The 16,016-nt window shown below is 45.1% G+C and carries 15 protein-coding genes; 4 read left to right on the top strand and 11 right to left on the bottom strand.

All coding sequences use genetic code 11. The features are described 5' to 3' along the window. Positions 1–37: 37 nt before the first annotated feature. A complete protein-coding gene (locus HNR50_RS15155) occupies positions 38–1,504 on the bottom strand; it encodes a glutamine synthetase family protein (protein WP_184747629.1) in 1,467 nt (488 codons plus the stop codon). Positions 1,505–1,629: 125 nt separating this feature from the next. After that, on the bottom strand, positions 1,630–2,964 hold the full coding sequence (locus tag HNR50_RS15150) for a sn-glycerol-1-phosphate dehydrogenase (protein WP_184747628.1): 1,335 nt from the start codon (positions 2,962–2,964) through the stop codon (positions 1,630–1,632). A gap of 24 nt (positions 2,965–2,988) precedes the next feature. Here HNR50_RS15150 and HNR50_RS15145 point away from each other — a divergent pair, with 24 nt between their 5' ends. Continuing rightward, positions 2,989–3,567: a histidine phosphatase family protein gene (locus tag HNR50_RS15145; protein WP_184747627.1), complete on the top strand. Its 579-nt coding sequence runs from the start codon at positions 2,989–2,991 to the stop codon at positions 3,565–3,567. Here HNR50_RS15145 and HNR50_RS15140 read toward each other — a convergent pair. From HNR50_RS15140 to HNR50_RS15130, 3 genes are read right to left on the bottom strand one after another with little or no spacing between them, the layout of a single operon-like run. Next, complete coding sequence (locus HNR50_RS15140) at positions 3,564–4,358, bottom strand: ABC transporter ATP-binding protein (RefSeq protein ID WP_184747626.1); 795 nt, start codon at positions 4,356–4,358, stop codon at positions 3,564–3,566. The two genes, HNR50_RS15145 and HNR50_RS15140, sit on opposite strands and share 4 nt — an antisense overlap. Then, the gene (locus HNR50_RS15135) at positions 4,359–5,255 is read right to left on the bottom strand and encodes an ABC transporter permease (protein WP_221439898.1); all 897 of its coding nucleotides are present in this window, start codon (positions 5,253–5,255) and stop codon (positions 4,359–4,361) included. Further along, on the bottom strand, positions 5,252–6,241 hold the full coding sequence (locus HNR50_RS15130; RefSeq protein WP_184747625.1) for an ABC transporter substrate-binding protein: 990 nt from the start codon (positions 6,239–6,241) through the stop codon (positions 5,252–5,254). Before HNR50_RS15130 ends, HNR50_RS15135 begins: the two co-directional genes overlap by 4 nt. Before the next feature lie 125 nt (positions 6,242–6,366). On the opposite strand from HNR50_RS15130, the gene HNR50_RS15125 reads away from it, so the two are divergent. After that, positions 6,367–8,163, top strand: a complete 1,797-nt coding sequence (locus HNR50_RS15125; RefSeq protein ID WP_184747624.1) for an adenylate/guanylate cyclase domain-containing protein — start codon at positions 6,367–6,369, stop codon at positions 8,161–8,163. Positions 8,164–8,372: 209 nt separating this feature from the next. Here the strand turns inward: HNR50_RS15125 and HNR50_RS15120 are convergent, their stop codons facing one another. From HNR50_RS15120 to HNR50_RS15100, 5 genes are all read right to left on the bottom strand, one after another. Next, positions 8,373–9,080: an ABC transporter ATP-binding protein gene (locus tag HNR50_RS15120; RefSeq protein WP_184747623.1), complete on the bottom strand. Its 708-nt coding sequence runs from the start codon at positions 9,078–9,080 to the stop codon at positions 8,373–8,375. Then, positions 9,073–9,864, bottom strand: a complete 792-nt coding sequence (locus HNR50_RS15115) for an ABC transporter ATP-binding protein (protein ID WP_184747622.1) — start codon at positions 9,862–9,864, stop codon at positions 9,073–9,075. Before HNR50_RS15115 ends, HNR50_RS15120 begins: the two co-directional genes overlap by 8 nt. Then, positions 9,864–11,072, bottom strand: coding sequence for an ABC transporter permease subunit (locus HNR50_RS15110; protein ID WP_184747621.1), 1,209 nt, complete (start codon positions 11,070–11,072; stop codon positions 9,864–9,866). The genes HNR50_RS15115 and HNR50_RS15110 overlap by 1 nt, the downstream gene beginning before the upstream one ends. A gap of 15 nt (positions 11,073–11,087) precedes the next feature. Next, positions 11,088–11,996: a branched-chain amino acid ABC transporter permease gene (locus HNR50_RS15105; RefSeq protein ID WP_184747620.1), complete on the bottom strand. Its 909-nt coding sequence runs from the start codon at positions 11,994–11,996 to the stop codon at positions 11,088–11,090. 90 nt (positions 11,997–12,086) lie between these two features. Then, positions 12,087–13,217 carry a branched-chain amino acid ABC transporter substrate-binding protein gene (locus tag HNR50_RS15100; RefSeq protein ID WP_184747619.1) on the bottom strand — a complete coding sequence of 377 codons (1,131 nt, stop codon included), beginning with the start codon at positions 13,215–13,217 and terminating at the stop codon, positions 12,087–12,089. A 642-nt stretch (positions 13,218–13,859) separates the two neighbouring features. On the opposite strand from HNR50_RS15100, the gene HNR50_RS15095 reads away from it, so the two are divergent. Together HNR50_RS15095 and HNR50_RS15090 are read left to right on the top strand one after the other, a co-directional pair. Then, entirely contained in the window at positions 13,860–14,537 is a 678-nt protein-coding gene (locus HNR50_RS15095) for a hypothetical protein (protein ID WP_184747618.1), read from the top strand. Further along, entirely contained in the window at positions 14,527–15,408 is an 882-nt protein-coding gene (locus HNR50_RS15090; RefSeq protein WP_184747617.1) for a metallophosphoesterase family protein, read from the top strand. Before HNR50_RS15095 ends, HNR50_RS15090 begins: the two co-directional genes overlap by 11 nt. Here HNR50_RS15090 and HNR50_RS15085 read toward each other — a convergent pair. Next, positions 15,405–16,013 carry a hypothetical protein gene (locus HNR50_RS15085; RefSeq protein WP_184747616.1) on the bottom strand — a complete coding sequence of 203 codons (609 nt, stop codon included), beginning with the start codon at positions 16,011–16,013 and terminating at the stop codon, positions 15,405–15,407. The two genes, HNR50_RS15090 and HNR50_RS15085, sit on opposite strands and share 4 nt — an antisense overlap. Positions 16,014–16,016 lie beyond the last annotated feature (3 nt).

The raw sequence follows: 16,016 nt of genomic DNA, 5'->3' as shown, positions 1-16,016 counted from the left end.
GAAGAGATTTCTTCCTCCCGGCTATACCCAGTCTTTATCAACCGCAGTGAAGGTGGTCTTCCACCAGCTTTTTCAGCTGCTCTCCATCACCAAACAGTCTCTCGCTGAGATTTTCATCGCCGTATGACTTCAGATCTTCGGCTATTCCTTCAATAACATGGGGAGTGAACACTCCGTATTCTTCATATACATCTCTCTCTTCCAGAAGAGCATCGGCGCAATCAAAACAGGATTCGGGAAGTTGCGGAAACGACTCTCTGTCACGGCTTCCCGCTTTAAGGTACAGCTTCTGAGCATATTCAAGGCTTCCCTCCCATTTCAAGCCATAGAGTACCGCGGAAGCCACGCCCGCCAGCAGATTGTAGATATGCGCCGACCCGTCGGGGCTTCTCAACTCCACTGTCTGCTTATTAATCCATTTGTTCTTATCATCGGCTTCGATGGGATTGGCATCTTTTAGCATATTATCCACGCCCCTCCATCCGAGGGGAACCCGGACGAGAGTCGCCCTGTTTCTGTCTCCCCAGCATATGCTTGTGGGAGCCTCCTGATGGGGAACCAGTCTTAAAAATGATGTGGGAACAGTATTGCCGAATGCGCTGAGGGACCTGGCGTTTTTCAGCAATCCGCCGATCATCTTTTTTGCGGTTACACTGAGATCGGCCCCGTCCACCATCTCATTCTTTCCATCTTTTACAAGGCGCATATGAATATGCATGCCGCTGCCTGCCGCACCGACGACAATTTTCGGTGCAAAGCTCACATGAAGCCCGTAACGGTATGCCACTTCCCGGATGACCCATTTGGCTATTACGATCTGATCGGCGGCATCTTCGATGGGAACCGGCAGAAACTCTATCTCATGCTGAACCATCTCCATGTTGCCTTCAATAATATTTCCTACTTCCGCATGGCCGTATTTAATGCGCCCGCCGATGCTGCTGATGATACTCATGCATTCCAGGCGGATCACTTCCCATTTTGAAAAAGGATGGGATTCGTGATATCCCTTCTGCGGGGTGATGCTGTAAATGTCATCCACTTCAGAGAAAAGATAGAACTCCAACTCCCCGAGAGCCTCCAGAGTCAATCCTGTTTCCTGTCTCAATGCGGCCTGGCTCTTTCTGACAAGCTCTTCAGGTGCTCCGGGAAGAGGCTTACCCTCCGCTGTATAAAAAGAACAAAGGATATCAACAGTCGGTTCAGTGGCAAAAGGATTGACAAATGCTGTTCTGTAGCGGGGAACAACATATAAATCACTCGATTCCGCATCAATATGAGTGAAGAGACTGGAACCGTCCACCCGCTCACCGGTAGTGAGAATTTCCTCAAGGTAATCGAGATCATTTACGACAAAATTAAGAGTTTTCAGTTTTCCGTCACCGCCGACATAACGGAAATTCAGCATTTCTATGCTGTTCTCAGACATGTACTTGATAATGTCCGCTTTTGTAAACCCGGAAGCTGGTTTACCAAGATATTTTGATATTTTGTGCTTGATCATAATGCCCGCCTTTTTTAAATTGGTCTTTCTATGGGCATCATAAAACCGAAAGAGAGAACTGTCAAAATAATCTTAATAAAATACTCAATTCGAATGCAGAATTAAATTTATTGATACATATCGCATTATTTAAGATATAACCTTGATTCAGCTATTCTACTGCAAGCCTTTTCAAGAGACGCTGTCTCAACAGCGAGATCGAGGATTGTATAGCGGTTTCGCATAAGCTGCGCCGGATAATAGGTTTCCATCACTTTTTCTACGGTAAGACCTATAGCCTCAGGAACAACCGGACATCCCGCTCTCTCGAGAAGATCGCGGTAGCGTCTGTAGGGGATCAGATGACCGAACACCTTTTCAGCCATCACGCCCCAATTATCCTTTAGAGAGAACAGTCTCGTTTTCAGCTCATCATGGCTTATATATTTTTCCCGATTAATTTTCAGAAGGTCATCAATAGCGCCTGTTCCGGTAAAATGCTTTTCCACTGCGGCGAGTTTTTCTTCGAAGGACGGCCACTGCTCCAATGCAGAATCGATCTGAAGTCCATCGGGTTTCATGGAAAGAACCGTTTCCATCAATGCAATTGATGCCAGTGATCCGATAGCCACTTTAAAACCATGAGAGACATGTTTACCGCGAAAAGTATGGCCATCCATTTCCCAGATATGCGACATAAGATGTTCTGCTCCGGAAGCGGGACGCGAACGCTTCATATATTGCATGGCAAATCCTGTAGCATTCAAACCGGTAAATAGGCGGATAAAGGCGTCACTATCCCCTTTTAACAGGTTCTCCGGACTTCCCGTCCATTCCGGGAGGTTTCCCTGAATCATGGACCAGACATCGGGTTCGGGAAAATCCAGACCGACTGTATCGGCAATAAGCCAGTCAGCGCCTGCGGGGTTTTTCGCCAGAAGATCGGCATATCCCGCTGAAGTCATCTCCCGGGGTGCTTTGCTGAGAACAGCTGTATCGGCACAAATAAAACAAGGAGCGGAACAGGGAAGAGTCTGTTTCAACCCATTATATAAAAGAGCCGCACCATCAGAAGCATAACCGTCAACAGAGCCGGCTGTTGCCACTACGGCATAAGGGCGGTTCAGTTCATAGGCTGTTCTTTTAACCAGATCATTAATCGTTCCGCTGCCTACGGCAACGGGAACGCAATAATTCCCGGACAGTTTGTCCTTGAGAACGATAACATTTTCATAATCTGAGGTCAGTTCCGGCTCTGCGGAAAACCGGTGCAGTCCCGCAACCGGAACGGACTCGTCCCGGCAGAACTGAAGGAAACGATTTCCCGCCGCATCCATCGTGTTTTCATCGGCAATGATATAGACGGGACGCCCTTCCGTAAAGGAGAGAAAGTCTGAGATCATCCGGCTATAGATGTCGCTTCCCACATAAAGATACTTAGTCGAATCAGCGAATTTTCTGAACTGTTCTATACTATTCATGGCTGAAAGTGTAGCTTATAAGCCATGAAGAAAACAGCACTGAAAAACAGATATTTTCTTATGCGACACGGCCATAGCGTAGCTAATGAAAAGGGAATAATTATCAGCTCGCCGGTAAGGGGAACATCGGAATACGGCTTGTCAGAAAAAGGGAAAAAGCAGGTTCTGACAGCGGCGGAAAATTTCCGGGGAGACGCGCCTCTGTTCATATATGCTTCAGATTTTCTCAGAACTGCTGAAACGGCAGCACTTCTCGGGGAAGCTCTCGGGATTGACAAAATCATCTTTACCGAAAAATTGAGAGAACGGTTTTTCGGAGAATACGAAGGAAAGTCAAACAGCTTTTACTCAGATATATGGAAACGAGATATCGTAGATTGCCATAACAACGACAAAGGGGTTGAAAGCCCCGTTCATGTTGCGCGGAGAACGGAATCTCTCATCAACGAACTTGAACAGCGCCATAAGAATTGTTCACTTATCCTCGTTTCCCATGGAGACTGCCTGCAGATACTGCAGACAGTCTTTCAGAATGTGCCGCCTGAGACACACCGATCTCTCCGCCATCTCGAAACTGCGGAAATCCGTGAAATGGCAGATTAATCGGAGAGAAGGGCTTCGTCGTTCGTGAAATCCCTCTTCCGTATGGAATGAAAGCGTTCAACCAGCTCCGGAATCGTGAGATTTTTCTTTTCGTCACCTTTGACATCGAGAATGATTTCCCCCCGGTCCATCATGAGCAACCGGGTACCGTATCTGATGGCATGATCCATATTGTGGGTGATCATCATGGAAGTCAGGTTGAAATCCCTGATAAACTTCACAGTCAACCCCAGCACGAGGTCGGCGTTCTTCGGGTCCAGAGCCGCTGTATGTTCATCGAGCAGGACCAGATCAGGTTCGGAGAGCACCATCATAAGCAGAGTCAGAGCCTGTCTCTGTCCGCCGGAAAAGAGACCGACATTATCCTTAAGCCGGTCTTCCAGGCCCATATCCAGCTCTTTCAGCTTCTCGCGGAAGAACTCTCTTCGCTTTTTATTCAGGCTGATCCGCAGTCCTTTGAATCCCTTCTGACTGCAGATCATCATATTATCCTCCAGCGTCATATTTGAAGCCGTCCCCAGCATCGTATTCTGGAAAATCCTCCCGATATGTCTGGCCCGTATGTGCTCAGGCTGATTTGTCACATCGGCATCATGGAGAAATACAGCCCCTTCCGAAGGTCCGTAGCTACCTGAGATAAGGTTGAAAAGCGTGGATTTTCCGGCGCCGTTGCTGCCGATTATGGTGATGAAATCCCCTTTCTCCACTTTTAAATTGATATTAGTGATAGCCCGGTTTTCATTGACTGTGCCCTCATTGAAAACCTTGCCGATATTTTTCAGTTCCAGCATCTACACGGACCTCTTGTTCTTTTTCTGTTTTCTTCCCGTAACCAGCAACAGCAGAACGATTGATAAACCGTATATCAGCTGCAAATCGCTGGGCTTCAAATTGAGGAATGTGAGGTTTCTTGCCAGAAACATGATTCCCCTGAAGGCGATAGATCCGAGAAGAACCCTGAGCGTGAGAAGCGAGATTCTGTTGGATTTGATGAGGAACTCGCCAATCATGACAGAAGCGAGCCCCATAACCACGATTCCGCGCCCCAGATTGACATCTGCCTGCCCCTGATACTGAGCCGCGAAAGCGCCTGATATGGCCACAAGACCGTTGGATACTCCGATTCCGATCATTTTCATCACCCGGGGATTCACTCCCTGGGCAATGACCATCTGCTCGTTGTCACCCATGGCTCCCAGAGTCAGCCCCATGTCGGTATGAAAAAAAAGATCAAGGAGAGTTTTCAGGACAAAGGTAACCGCAACCAGAAGCAGCAATACGGACCAGGTCGATCCCATGACTCCCTTCATCATGTCGTGAACAGAGTCAAAAAGAGTCTCCACTTTGAGAAAACTGATATTGGGAGAGAAATTCTGAATCCGCAGATTAATGGAATAGAGTATGGTCATGGTGAGAATCCCTGCCAGCAGACCGGGAATTTTAAGCTTGTTATGAAAGACGGCAGTCGTCATACCGGCAAGAGATCCTGCTATAAAAGTGAGGGCAAAAGCCGCGACATAGGGGATATCAGCCAGAAGGCAGGCGGCCATGACCGCCGCCCCCATGGGAAATGAACCATCGACTGTCAGGTCCGGGAAATCCAGAATCCTGAAGCTGATGAAAACTCCGAGGGCCATGATCCCGTAGATCAGACCCTCAATGAGAATAATTCCGAAGATTTCTGTCATTGAACCTTTCCGTCTTTTACAACAGTTGTAGCGTCCTTGACGAGTGCATCGGGAATGGAAAGACCAAGGGCTTCAGCCACATCCAGATTGAGCACGAGATCGAGATCGGACGCTTCGGTCATAAACTGCGTCGGGATGGAAGCGGGATCTTCCCCTTCCAGAATTCGCGCCACCAGTTTTCCTGTTGCTCGACCCAACTTGTAATAGTCAAAACCGTATGCCCCCAGAACACCGGAATCAACGGCTGAAGTCGTATCTGCCGTAAAAACGGGAATTCCGGCTTTTGTCGCAACTTCAACAACCGAGCCCAGAGCGGAAAAAACCGTATTATCCGTGCTGAGATAGATAGCATCAACCTTATTGGCAATAGAAGCCGCCGCCTGCATGACTTCGCTGGAGTTGGCGACCGTAGCGGCGACGAATTCGATTCCGCGGTCCCGGCATCCCTCTTCAGCGTACTCGGCCAGTTTGACAGCATTGGGCTCACCGGAGGAATAGATGTGCCCTATGGATTTCACATTACCCAGATCGGCGATAATTCCGATCTGCATCTGCACGGGAGTCATATCGGATATGCCGGTCACATTGTTTTTTCCCTCCTCAAGGTTATCCACGAGCCCGGCCCCCACGGGATCGGTTACTGCGGAAAAAACAACCGGCTGGTCTTTAATTCCCGTAGCCAGAGCAATAGCGGTCGGAGTGGCGATTCCGACGGCGACATCGACTTTTTCCATTTTGAACATGGCGGCGATCTGGGAAGCCGTGTTCATATCACCGGCAGCGTTCTGCAGATCATATTCCGCATCGGCATAACCGAGCGCAGCCAATTCATCCTGGATCCCCTGCTCTATAGCGTTGAGAGCCGGGTGTTCAACTATTTTTGAAATTCCGATTTTAACGGTTTTTTCTTCATCGCTTTGTCCTCCTGCCAGAACAGGCATGGCCAGAACAGAAAGAACAAGTGCAAAAATTGTAATTTTCTTCATAATTAACCTCAATATCATGTAATGTTACTATTCGTAGAAACATTATTGCAGTATTTGGAAAAATATGCAACGTTATTTATAATTTTTTTCGATAATGAAAAAAGACGTATCGTTACGGAGTTAAAATGAAAAAGAGACGTGTCCCTTCTTACTATATTTTCAGAATGATCCTTTTACCGCTGATCATCTACACGATGCTGATCCTGCCCGTCCTGCTCAATCTTTTCACCAGCAACCTCCTGGAACTGATTGAAAACAGAACAATTCCCGTTGAGTTCGTTAAGGGAATAATGGAAATGCGGGATAGTGAAATCGAACATAATCTGGAGAATGCCTTTGAAAGGGAAACCAAATCCGTTGATGAAGCGACGGCCTTTTTCGTCTGGGTGCAGCTGAGCATATTAGTTCTCTTCTTTGCCTTTAATCTCCCTTTCCGATCCTACCTGAAAAAAAAGAAAAGGCGCAGGAAAATCAAGCCCGGACTGGAAAAGTTCTGCCGCTCGCTGATCAACCATACGCCTATGATCAATTCCCTCCTCTATTTGAGCGGTCTGGTTCTGACACAGATGAATCAGATTAAATACTTCAATCCGTCACTGGTGGAAAATGACGTCCTGGCTTCAATGTTCCGTCAGCTTTTTATTCTTTCAATGGTTTCTTCTGTGCTTACGGCCCTGTTTCTCCACTCCTGGCAGAAATACAGAGTGCAGATGATATACAAAGAGCATTTCCTGCCTGCGGCGTCCTTGAGAAAAAGAACGGGACGTCTCACTTTTGAAAACGTTCAGATAAAACTGCTGCTCTCATCGCTTATGACCACATTCCTTCCGCTGCTCGTCCTGATTTTCTACATTTTTCTCAACGTCAGTACTATCGGCATAAAATCTGTAGACGACGGCAGCAAAAACCTGCTGCTCGGTGAGTTTCTTCAGGTAATGGATATATTTAATCTTCGTGAAAGTTTCAGTCTGTGGCTAAGCAGCAACAGCGACGCAGCTAACCTCAAACTCTACTACATTGATGTTTCGGGATTTCTCAGAATGGCACTTGGTTTTGTAAACGGATTTATCGTGTCCATGCTGTACATCTTTTTCTACCTCCGCTGGACCAACGCATCCATAACCCGTCCCATTAATGAAATTGTCAGCCAGATGAAAAATATGACTAAAGGGAAGCCCTCCCGCTATGCCGTCGTCAGGACCAAAGATGAAATCGGGAAACTGGGAGAGGGTTTTAATCTTATGGTGGACGGTCTCAGAGAAAGAGAAAAAATCAAATCCCTTTTCGGACAGTACCTGACCAGAGAAATTTCAGATGAGATCCTCAACGGCCATGTCGATCTGGGCGGAGATTTATACAACGCGACAATTCTTTTTGCAGATATTCGGAATTTCACCTCCATATCGGAGAAAATGTCTCCGAAAGAAGTTGTCGATTTTCTCAATTCCTATCTCTCCGGCATGATTGATGTGATTATCGCCAATAATGGAATTATAGATAAATTCATGGGAGACGGGATTCTCGCGGTTTTCGGCGTTCCCGTATCATCGGAAGATCATGCGGAAAGTGGAATAAAGGCAGCTCTGGCTATGAATGAGAAGCTTGACGAACTGAACAAAGCGAGACAGGAACAGGGATTGTTTCCCATAAAAATCGGTATAGGAGTCCATTCAGGACCTGTAATCGGCGGAAATCTCGGGAACAGCAATAAACTGGAATACACAGTTATCGGGGATACTGTCAATGTGGCTTCAAGGATTGAAAATCTGACCAAGCGTTACAATTCATCGCTTATCATAAGCGGAACAACCTATGAGAACATATCATCTCAAATGAAGAAACAGATAAATATGAAAGCCATTGCCAATGCAGAAATCCGTGGAAAAGCCCGGCCTTTGACCCTATATAGTATGTTGAGCTGACATAAAAAGGCATGTCTTTAACCCATGCGTCTTTGTGATCTGAAAGAAACAGGTTTAACTCAAAGAAATCATCTGAACCGGCTCTTATTTATTAATTAAGTTGATTTATAAAGGCAGGATCTGGTATATAGATGAAGCATTGCGGGATAAAAAAAACCGCGAAGATTTACTCCGCGGCGACAAAAAAGCAAAGGGCGGAAGCCCGCTGCTTATATTCCAAGATACGCTTTTTTTACATCTTCATCATTGAGAAGAACTGAAGCTTCATTGGTCATGGTAATTCTTCCATTTTCCAGAACATAACCGCGGTGTGCGATTTTCAGAGCCATATAGGCGTTCTGCTCGACAAGGAATACAGTCGTGTTGTTTTCTTTGTTAACCCTGGTGATGATATCGAAAATCTGCTGTACGAAAATCGGAGCCAGTCCAAGAGAAGGCTCATCGAGAAGAAGCAGTTTCGGACGGGCCATCAGAGCCCGGGAAATGGCCAGCATCTGCTGCTCACCACCGCTCAATGTTCCTCCCTGCTGAGTTCTTCTTTCCGCCAGTCTGGGGAATAACTCGAACATATATTCCAGATCTTTTTTGATTTCCGCTTTATCCTTTCTCAGGAAGGATCCCATATCGAGATTTTCCTGGACTGTGAGGAGAGGAAAGATTCTTCTTCCTTCAGGAACCTGGGAAACACCCATGGCTACAATTTCGTCAGGATTCTTGTTGGTGATATCTTTACCGAGGAATTCAATCGAACCGGAACGCACGGGTACAACGCCGGAAAGGGACATGAGAGTCGTGGATTTTCCCGCTCCGTTCGCTCCGATCAACGTAATGATCTCCCCTTCTTTCACATCTATGGAAATATCTTTAAGAGCCTGGATATTGCCGTAAAAAGTTTCAATATTTTTAATTTTAAGCATCTACTTCTTCTCCCAGATAAGCCTTGATAACTTCTTTGTTAGTCTTGATCTCCTGTGGAGATCCGGTGGCAATCAGCTTCCCGTAGTCTACGACGTAAATTCTTTCAGAAAGATTCATAACAAGGCTCATATCGTGTTCGATCAGAAGAACCGATATTTTTTCATCATCCCGGATCCTCAGAATCAGATCGACCAGATCTTTCGTTTCATGAGGGTTCATTCCAGCTGCCGGCTCATCGAGAAGGAGCAGAAAGGGGTCGGTCCCCATGGCCCTTGCGATCTCGAGTCGTCTCTGAGCTCCATAAGGAAGATTCTTGGCCAGATCGTTCACATGTTTTTCCAGGCCGATTTTTTTGAGGATTTCATAGGAATCATGAACAACCTTCTCTTCTTCCTCACGGGTTTTCTTATCGCGGAACACAGCTCCGAAAACCTCTGAATTCAATCTGTGATGATGTCCGATCATGACATTTTCCAGTACAGACATATTGCTGAAAAGACGGATGTTCTGAAAAGTTCTGGCCAGACCGCCTTCGGTTATCTTATGGGGCTTCAGACCTTTGATGCTTTTTCTTTCAGAAGCTCCGGGAGCCTGGACGTAAACATCACCTTCGGTCGGCACGTAAACGCCGGTTACGCAGTTGAAAAATGTTGTTTTCCCGGCTCCGTTGGGTCCGATCAGAGCGACGATTTCACCTTCGTTTATTTTCATGCTCAAAGAGTCGACAGCCCGGAGGCCGCCGAAGACCATGGAAAGATTATCTACTTCTAGTATAGGCGCCATTATTTACCATCTCCCTCTTCTTTAAATTTGTAGGATTTTCTTGTTTTCTGAATCAATCCGCCCGGGCGGAAGATCATCATGATAACAAGAGCGATACCGAATACGAGCATTCTGTATTCAGAGACCGACCTGAGAAGTTCAGGAAGAAGGGTGAAGACCAGTGCTCCAACGATAACTCCGGGAATAGACCCCATTCCGCCGATGACGACGACACAGAGAACAGTGATGGACTCCCAGACCGTGAAGCTGGCAGGATTGATAAAGGTAGTTTTCGCCGCGAAAAGGACGCCGACGAATCCGGCCCAGACAGCACCGATGGAGAAAGCCAGCAGCTTGGTTTTAGTGATATCGATACCCATGGACTGCGAGGCGATTTCATCTTCGCGCATGGCTTCCCATGCCCTTCCCACTCTGGAATTTTCCAACCTGTTAACAATGAAGATGGTAAGGATGACCATGGCGATGGCTATGAAATAAATAAAGATAGTAGCCTGGGGAAGCTTCATTTTAACACCGGCGATTCCCGGTCTCGCTATATTGGCAATCCCGCTCGGGCCGAAGGAAAAATCGTTCCAGTTTTCGAGAACAAGCCTTGTAATTTCTCCAAAAGCCAGTGTCACGATAGCCAGATAATCTCCCCGTAGTCTGAGAACGGGGAACCCGATGAGCAGTCCGAGAACAGCGCTGAATAGAGCGCCGAGAGGCAGAGCCACCCAGAAACTGATACCGAAATGATAGTGAAGCAGGGCGTATGTATAAGCACCGACGGCATAGAAGGCCGCATATCCCAGATGGAGCAGACCTCCCAGTCCGACTACTACGTTCAGTCCCAAACCGAGTATGACATACATTAGAGCGGTGGTGACAATGCTGGTCGTATACATACCGGAGAAAAACGGCAGAAAAACAACGAGAAGGCCGAGCCCTATTATTGCGGGAAGCTTCAACTGACTGGTTCTTGACAGGATGGTGTCGTTAAAACCGGTTTTATCTTTTTTGGCTTTTCCGCCTTTAGCCCTTCGATCAAGCGCCCATCTCCAGACGAATGAGAGAATAAATGCACCGATCCCGACATAAGCAAGATTTTTCCATCTCCACTCAACGGTATCGGTAATCGTATTGACTTTGATAACCATGATGGGAAAGGTAAGAAACATAAACCATATCGAGGTTAAAAAGGATTTTTTGATTTCGTTTAATTTAAACATTTTAGCCTTTCCTCCTTATACTTTTTCCGAGACTTTCCGCCCCAGAAGACCGGAGGGTTTAAAGATCAGAATAACAATAAGGATAACGAAGGCAAAAGCATCTTCGTAGTCACTGGAAATATATCCCGTACCGAAGCTCTCGGTGATTCCGAGAACAAAGCTTCCGAGAACAGCGCCGGGAATGCTTCCGATACCGCCGAGAACCGCAGCGACGAAAGCTTTGATCCCGGCGATAAAGCCGATATAGAAGTTAATCTGCCCGATATGGGAACTGATAAGCACGCCGCCGATAGCGGCCAGAGACGAACCAATTACAAACGTAATGGAAATAACCTTATTGATATTTATACCGACAAGCTGCGCCATATCCCTGTCCTGGGAGGTCGCTCTCATAGCTTTACCGGTTCTGGAAAACTTAATAAAAAGCGTCAGAAGCACCATAACGACAGCTGTCGTTACCAGAATGAGAAACTGGTTTGTGCTGATTATGGATTTAACTGAATCGAGAAATCCGAATTCCGGGAGAAGCTCCGGAAAGGGAAGAAAGTCCGATGTCTGGGCGAGCAGCACATAATTCTGCAGGAACATCGACATACCTATGGCACTGATCAGAGCTGAAAGTCTGGGAGCTTTTCTCAAAGGCGCATAAGCGATTTTTTCGAGAGTGACTCCGTAAGCAGCCGAATAAATAATCGCCGCCGTAATGGCGATCAGAAAAATGAAAACAGGGTTCATTCCATACATGGAGAGAACGCCGCTGACAATGAGTGCGGTAAAAGCACCGATCATATATATTTCGCCGTGGGCGAAATTGATCAGTTTGACGATTCCGTAAACCATTGTGTAACCGAGTGCAATAAGTGCGTAGATACTGCCGCGGGTAAGCCCGCTCATCAGCAATTGAAAGAAAAAATCTAATTCCATATTTTTCTAATTACCTTTTTACCTCTGTAAATTGAAAGGGATTGCCCCTTTAACCGGGGCAATCCTATTCTTGATGTAAGTTTTATGTGATTACTTGAGTTCTACGTACTGGCCGTTCTGAACCTGGTATACAGCGAAACCTACACCGATAGCGTCACCTTTCTCGTCAAAGCTGATGCTTCCGAGAGGAGTGTCCACATAGTTGCTTCTGAGAGCGTTTGTAAGATCCGCGTATTCTGTTGAATCAGCAACATCGATAGCGTTTACAAGAGCGAGCATGGCAGCATAGGCATTGATGAAGAACGCACCGGGATCTTCACCGTATTTATCCTGGTGTGCTTTAACAGCTTCAATAGCCATGGGGTTGCTGGATGTATCGATAGGTCCGGTGGCATATACGCCTTCAGCATACTCACCGGCAACTTTAATGAATGTATCGTCTTTTACACCGTCATCGGAAAGAAAAGCGATATCCATATCTTTTTTCTTCATCTGAGTGATGAGTTTGGATGCTTCGGGATGATATCCACCGAAGATAACGGCTTCAGCACCGGAAGAAGCGATTTTGTTGATAACAGCTGTGTAGTCTACAGCGCCGGGTGTAATACCTTCGTAAAGAACGACTTCAGCTTTTCCATCTGCTTCAAGAATAGCTTTACAGAATTCCGCGAAACCTTTTCCGTAGTCTCCCTTGTCGTGAAGAACAGCGATTTTCTTGTATCCCATTTTATAAGCAAAGGCAACTTCAACCGCAGCCTGAGCATCGTCGGGAGCAATTGTTCTGAAGAAGTTGGGGTAATCTCCACTCTGAGTCAGAGGAGGATTAGTCGCTGAGGGAGAGATAGCGAGAAGCTCGGAATCCAGGTATGTTCCCATAGCAGATTTAGTAGCTCCGGAACAGATGTGACCGATTACGGCAACGACTCCATCACCGACAAGTTTTGCAGCTGTATTGGCAGCCACTTCGGGCTTACAGACATCGTCTTCAATGACAAGTTCAATCATTCTGCCATCAATTCCACCGGCGGCGTTTACTTTTTCAGCAACAAGCTCTGCAGCTTTGACAGTGGGGATTCCGTATGATGCCAGGTCTCCCGAATGAGGTCCGGCTACACCGATTTTAATAGTTTCACCATCGCCCTGTCCGTTTGCAGAAAGGGTGAAAGCAGCTGCAACGAAAAGTGTAACAGCAATTGCGAAAAGCTTGGAAGTTCTTTTCATATTTCTCTCCTTATTATTCATTTAAATAGAAAACTAAATAAATACTTTACTTCTTATAGTATTGATAAACTATTGTGTCAATGTTTTTGTCAATATGATGACGTTTTCGTAGAGCTGAAATCCGAGTGATTTTTTAAGAATTCTGTATTGTTTCTATCTATAAAATCGCGATATGTAAAATAATCGCATTTAATTAATAATTTTCGTAAAAAAACTATATGTAAAAAAAAATATATATTTTCCATGCTGTTTTTGCAGAGCTTAAACAGCACTACAGAGGGGTTAGACCATATTCAGGCAAAAAGTACCATAGACAACACAATAAGTGAAAATTACAGGTAAAAATGGAAAAATCCTTCTCACTATATTCAATAAAACATTGGATAAAGGAAAATACTGGACTTCTTATTATTAGAAATATCCCTCCTGTATCAGGCAAAGAAGTCTTTAGAAGGACTTATTAAATCTTTTTCGTATTTTTAGCAGTACATATATACGCATTTCGCTTTCATAACTGGATGATTAAAATGGAATTAAGTATTTGTTAAAATCTCTGCATCCGAATATTAAATATGATTTAAGAATATGTTAAATATAATAAGATCAATCCTTTTTGATAAAAACACTAATATAGAGTTGCCAATGCATATAAAAAGAATCATCATAAGCCTTGTTTTCCTGTATTGTTCAGCAAATGCCTGGTCTGATAGTTCAAATGATTTTTTAAGTTCATTTTACAGATTTGATTATAATTACATTAATGGAATCACCAACGAACTGTTTTTTGAAGGACATTACAGTTATTCAGATCATTTCTCAATTTATGGTGGATTTTCCACAGCTTTTCATACATTGCCGGAACGGTACTTTCTCAGGGCCAGTGTAAACGGTTTTCCTCATTTCCTCGAATACAGCATCACATTCCTGGGTAGAGAGTTCACCGAGTATGAAATTACCGAAAACTCCATCTACCCGACGATCAAATTCATAACAAGATTTGTCGACGTAGAAGCCGGTTTGGGCATGCGATTTCTCGGCGGAATGGATGAGAGCTTTACAGTCAGCACGCTCTACAACCTCAAAATTAAATTTTTCGATAGAGAGAAATTCAAGTTATCCTATACGATTAAGAACTTCGATCATTTCTACTCCAGCAATATAACGGATATGAGTCACAATCTGGATAGTGAAATAATGTTTTTTGATTCTTTTAACCTGTTGATCGGGCTGGGAGTTACGAATCCCGGCCAAGTCGGTTTTACCAGTTTTATATCTGGATTTTACGGCAACCTGGGAATAAAATATAGTTATGCACATTAGAATAACATTAGTTTTTATTATATCTTTTTTTCTATTAACCGGATGTGATCAGATCGCTCTGCTCGGAGGATTCTTTTACAGTTATTCCACACCTGATGAAAGATTTATCGAAAGCCAAACTATGGACTACGAAAGCGATCCGTCACTGATCAAAGATCTGAACAGTGAAGATAAAAAATATCAATTTATTGTTTTTTCAGATATTCAGGGACAGGATCCTGAGCTGCCTCAGTTGAGAGTTGTACTGGACGAATACATGGTTGACGAAGATGAGTTCATACTGGATTGCGGAGATTCATCGGAACACGGTTTTCTGGAAGAGTTCGAAGCATATAAATCCATCATGGACGGAAAAGGTAAACCATGGTTCCAGACTATCGGTAATCATGACACTTACCATTCAGGATGGAAGTACTATAGAGAAGTACTCGGAAAGACCACGTTCTCTCTGGAAATAGGTTATAGAGATACCCCGGATTCCGGTTCTATGTTTATTATAGCACTTGATTCGGCAAACAGTACGATAGGCGCTTTGCAGATGGAATGGCTCGAGGAAACACTCAAAAAAGAATCGGGGCACTGGGATCATCAGATCGTATTCTCCCACAGCCAGTTTTTCGCCGATCCCATACTGACCGTTGTTCAGTTTTCCGATCCTGAAGAGATTTACAAACTGATGTATCTTTTTTCCAAATATAAAGTTGATATCATGTTTGCCGGACACACGCACGTATGGAACTACCGTACATTAAACGGAGTGGAGTACGTCACGACTCCCCCTCTAGAGAAACCTTTCAGCGAAGATGCTTTTATCCGGGTTTTCGTCGATGGGGATAAGCTCAGCTGGGAAAAAGTCATTATGGAACCTTAATCGAAATAAAAATTAAAACCATCGGCCCCGATGACATCAAAACCGTCCTGTCGGGGTTCATAAAAATCAAGATCGTAATAGACATCATCGCGATCCATGGTGCTGTAAACCGCTTCATAGGTGATATTTTCAACGACTTCGATATAGGAAAAATGATGAACCACATGATTTTTCCCCTCTAATTCAATAACCGGTAGATAAGCATCTTCCGATCCTAAATCAAATTGATCATCGTCGTTTGCATCATCCCAGGCTATAAGACATGTTATCGTCGTCGGGTCATCGGGAAGAGTCAAGGAGAATTCTCCGCCCGAAGGAGTGGCGATCAGTCCGGCGACAGGTGTAAAAACATGAACTCCGGTCGAACCGTCTTTTTCATGACCTGTTGCGTTTGTGAAAACCATATCTTTATCGGCGCCGCCTGTGCTGTCGTCTTCGGTTTTATCATAGGTAAAGGCGTAATCATTTCCGGGAGGAAAAAACCCGACTTTAACACTAGCGGGAACAGTTCCGAACAGTTTTCCCGAGATATCCCGGATCCCCGATCCTGTCAGAACGCAGGAAGAGAGTGATATTAGAACGGCAAGTACCGGAATATATTTCATAAC

Source organism: Spirochaeta isovalerica, assembly GCF_014207565.1.
In the GTDB taxonomy this organism is placed as follows: Bacteria; Spirochaetota; Spirochaetia; order DSM-2461; family DSM-2461; genus Spirochaeta_F; species Spirochaeta_F isovalerica.
Note: the sequence above shows the minus strand (reverse complement) of the source record. Positions and strands in the feature narration are given on the sequence as shown.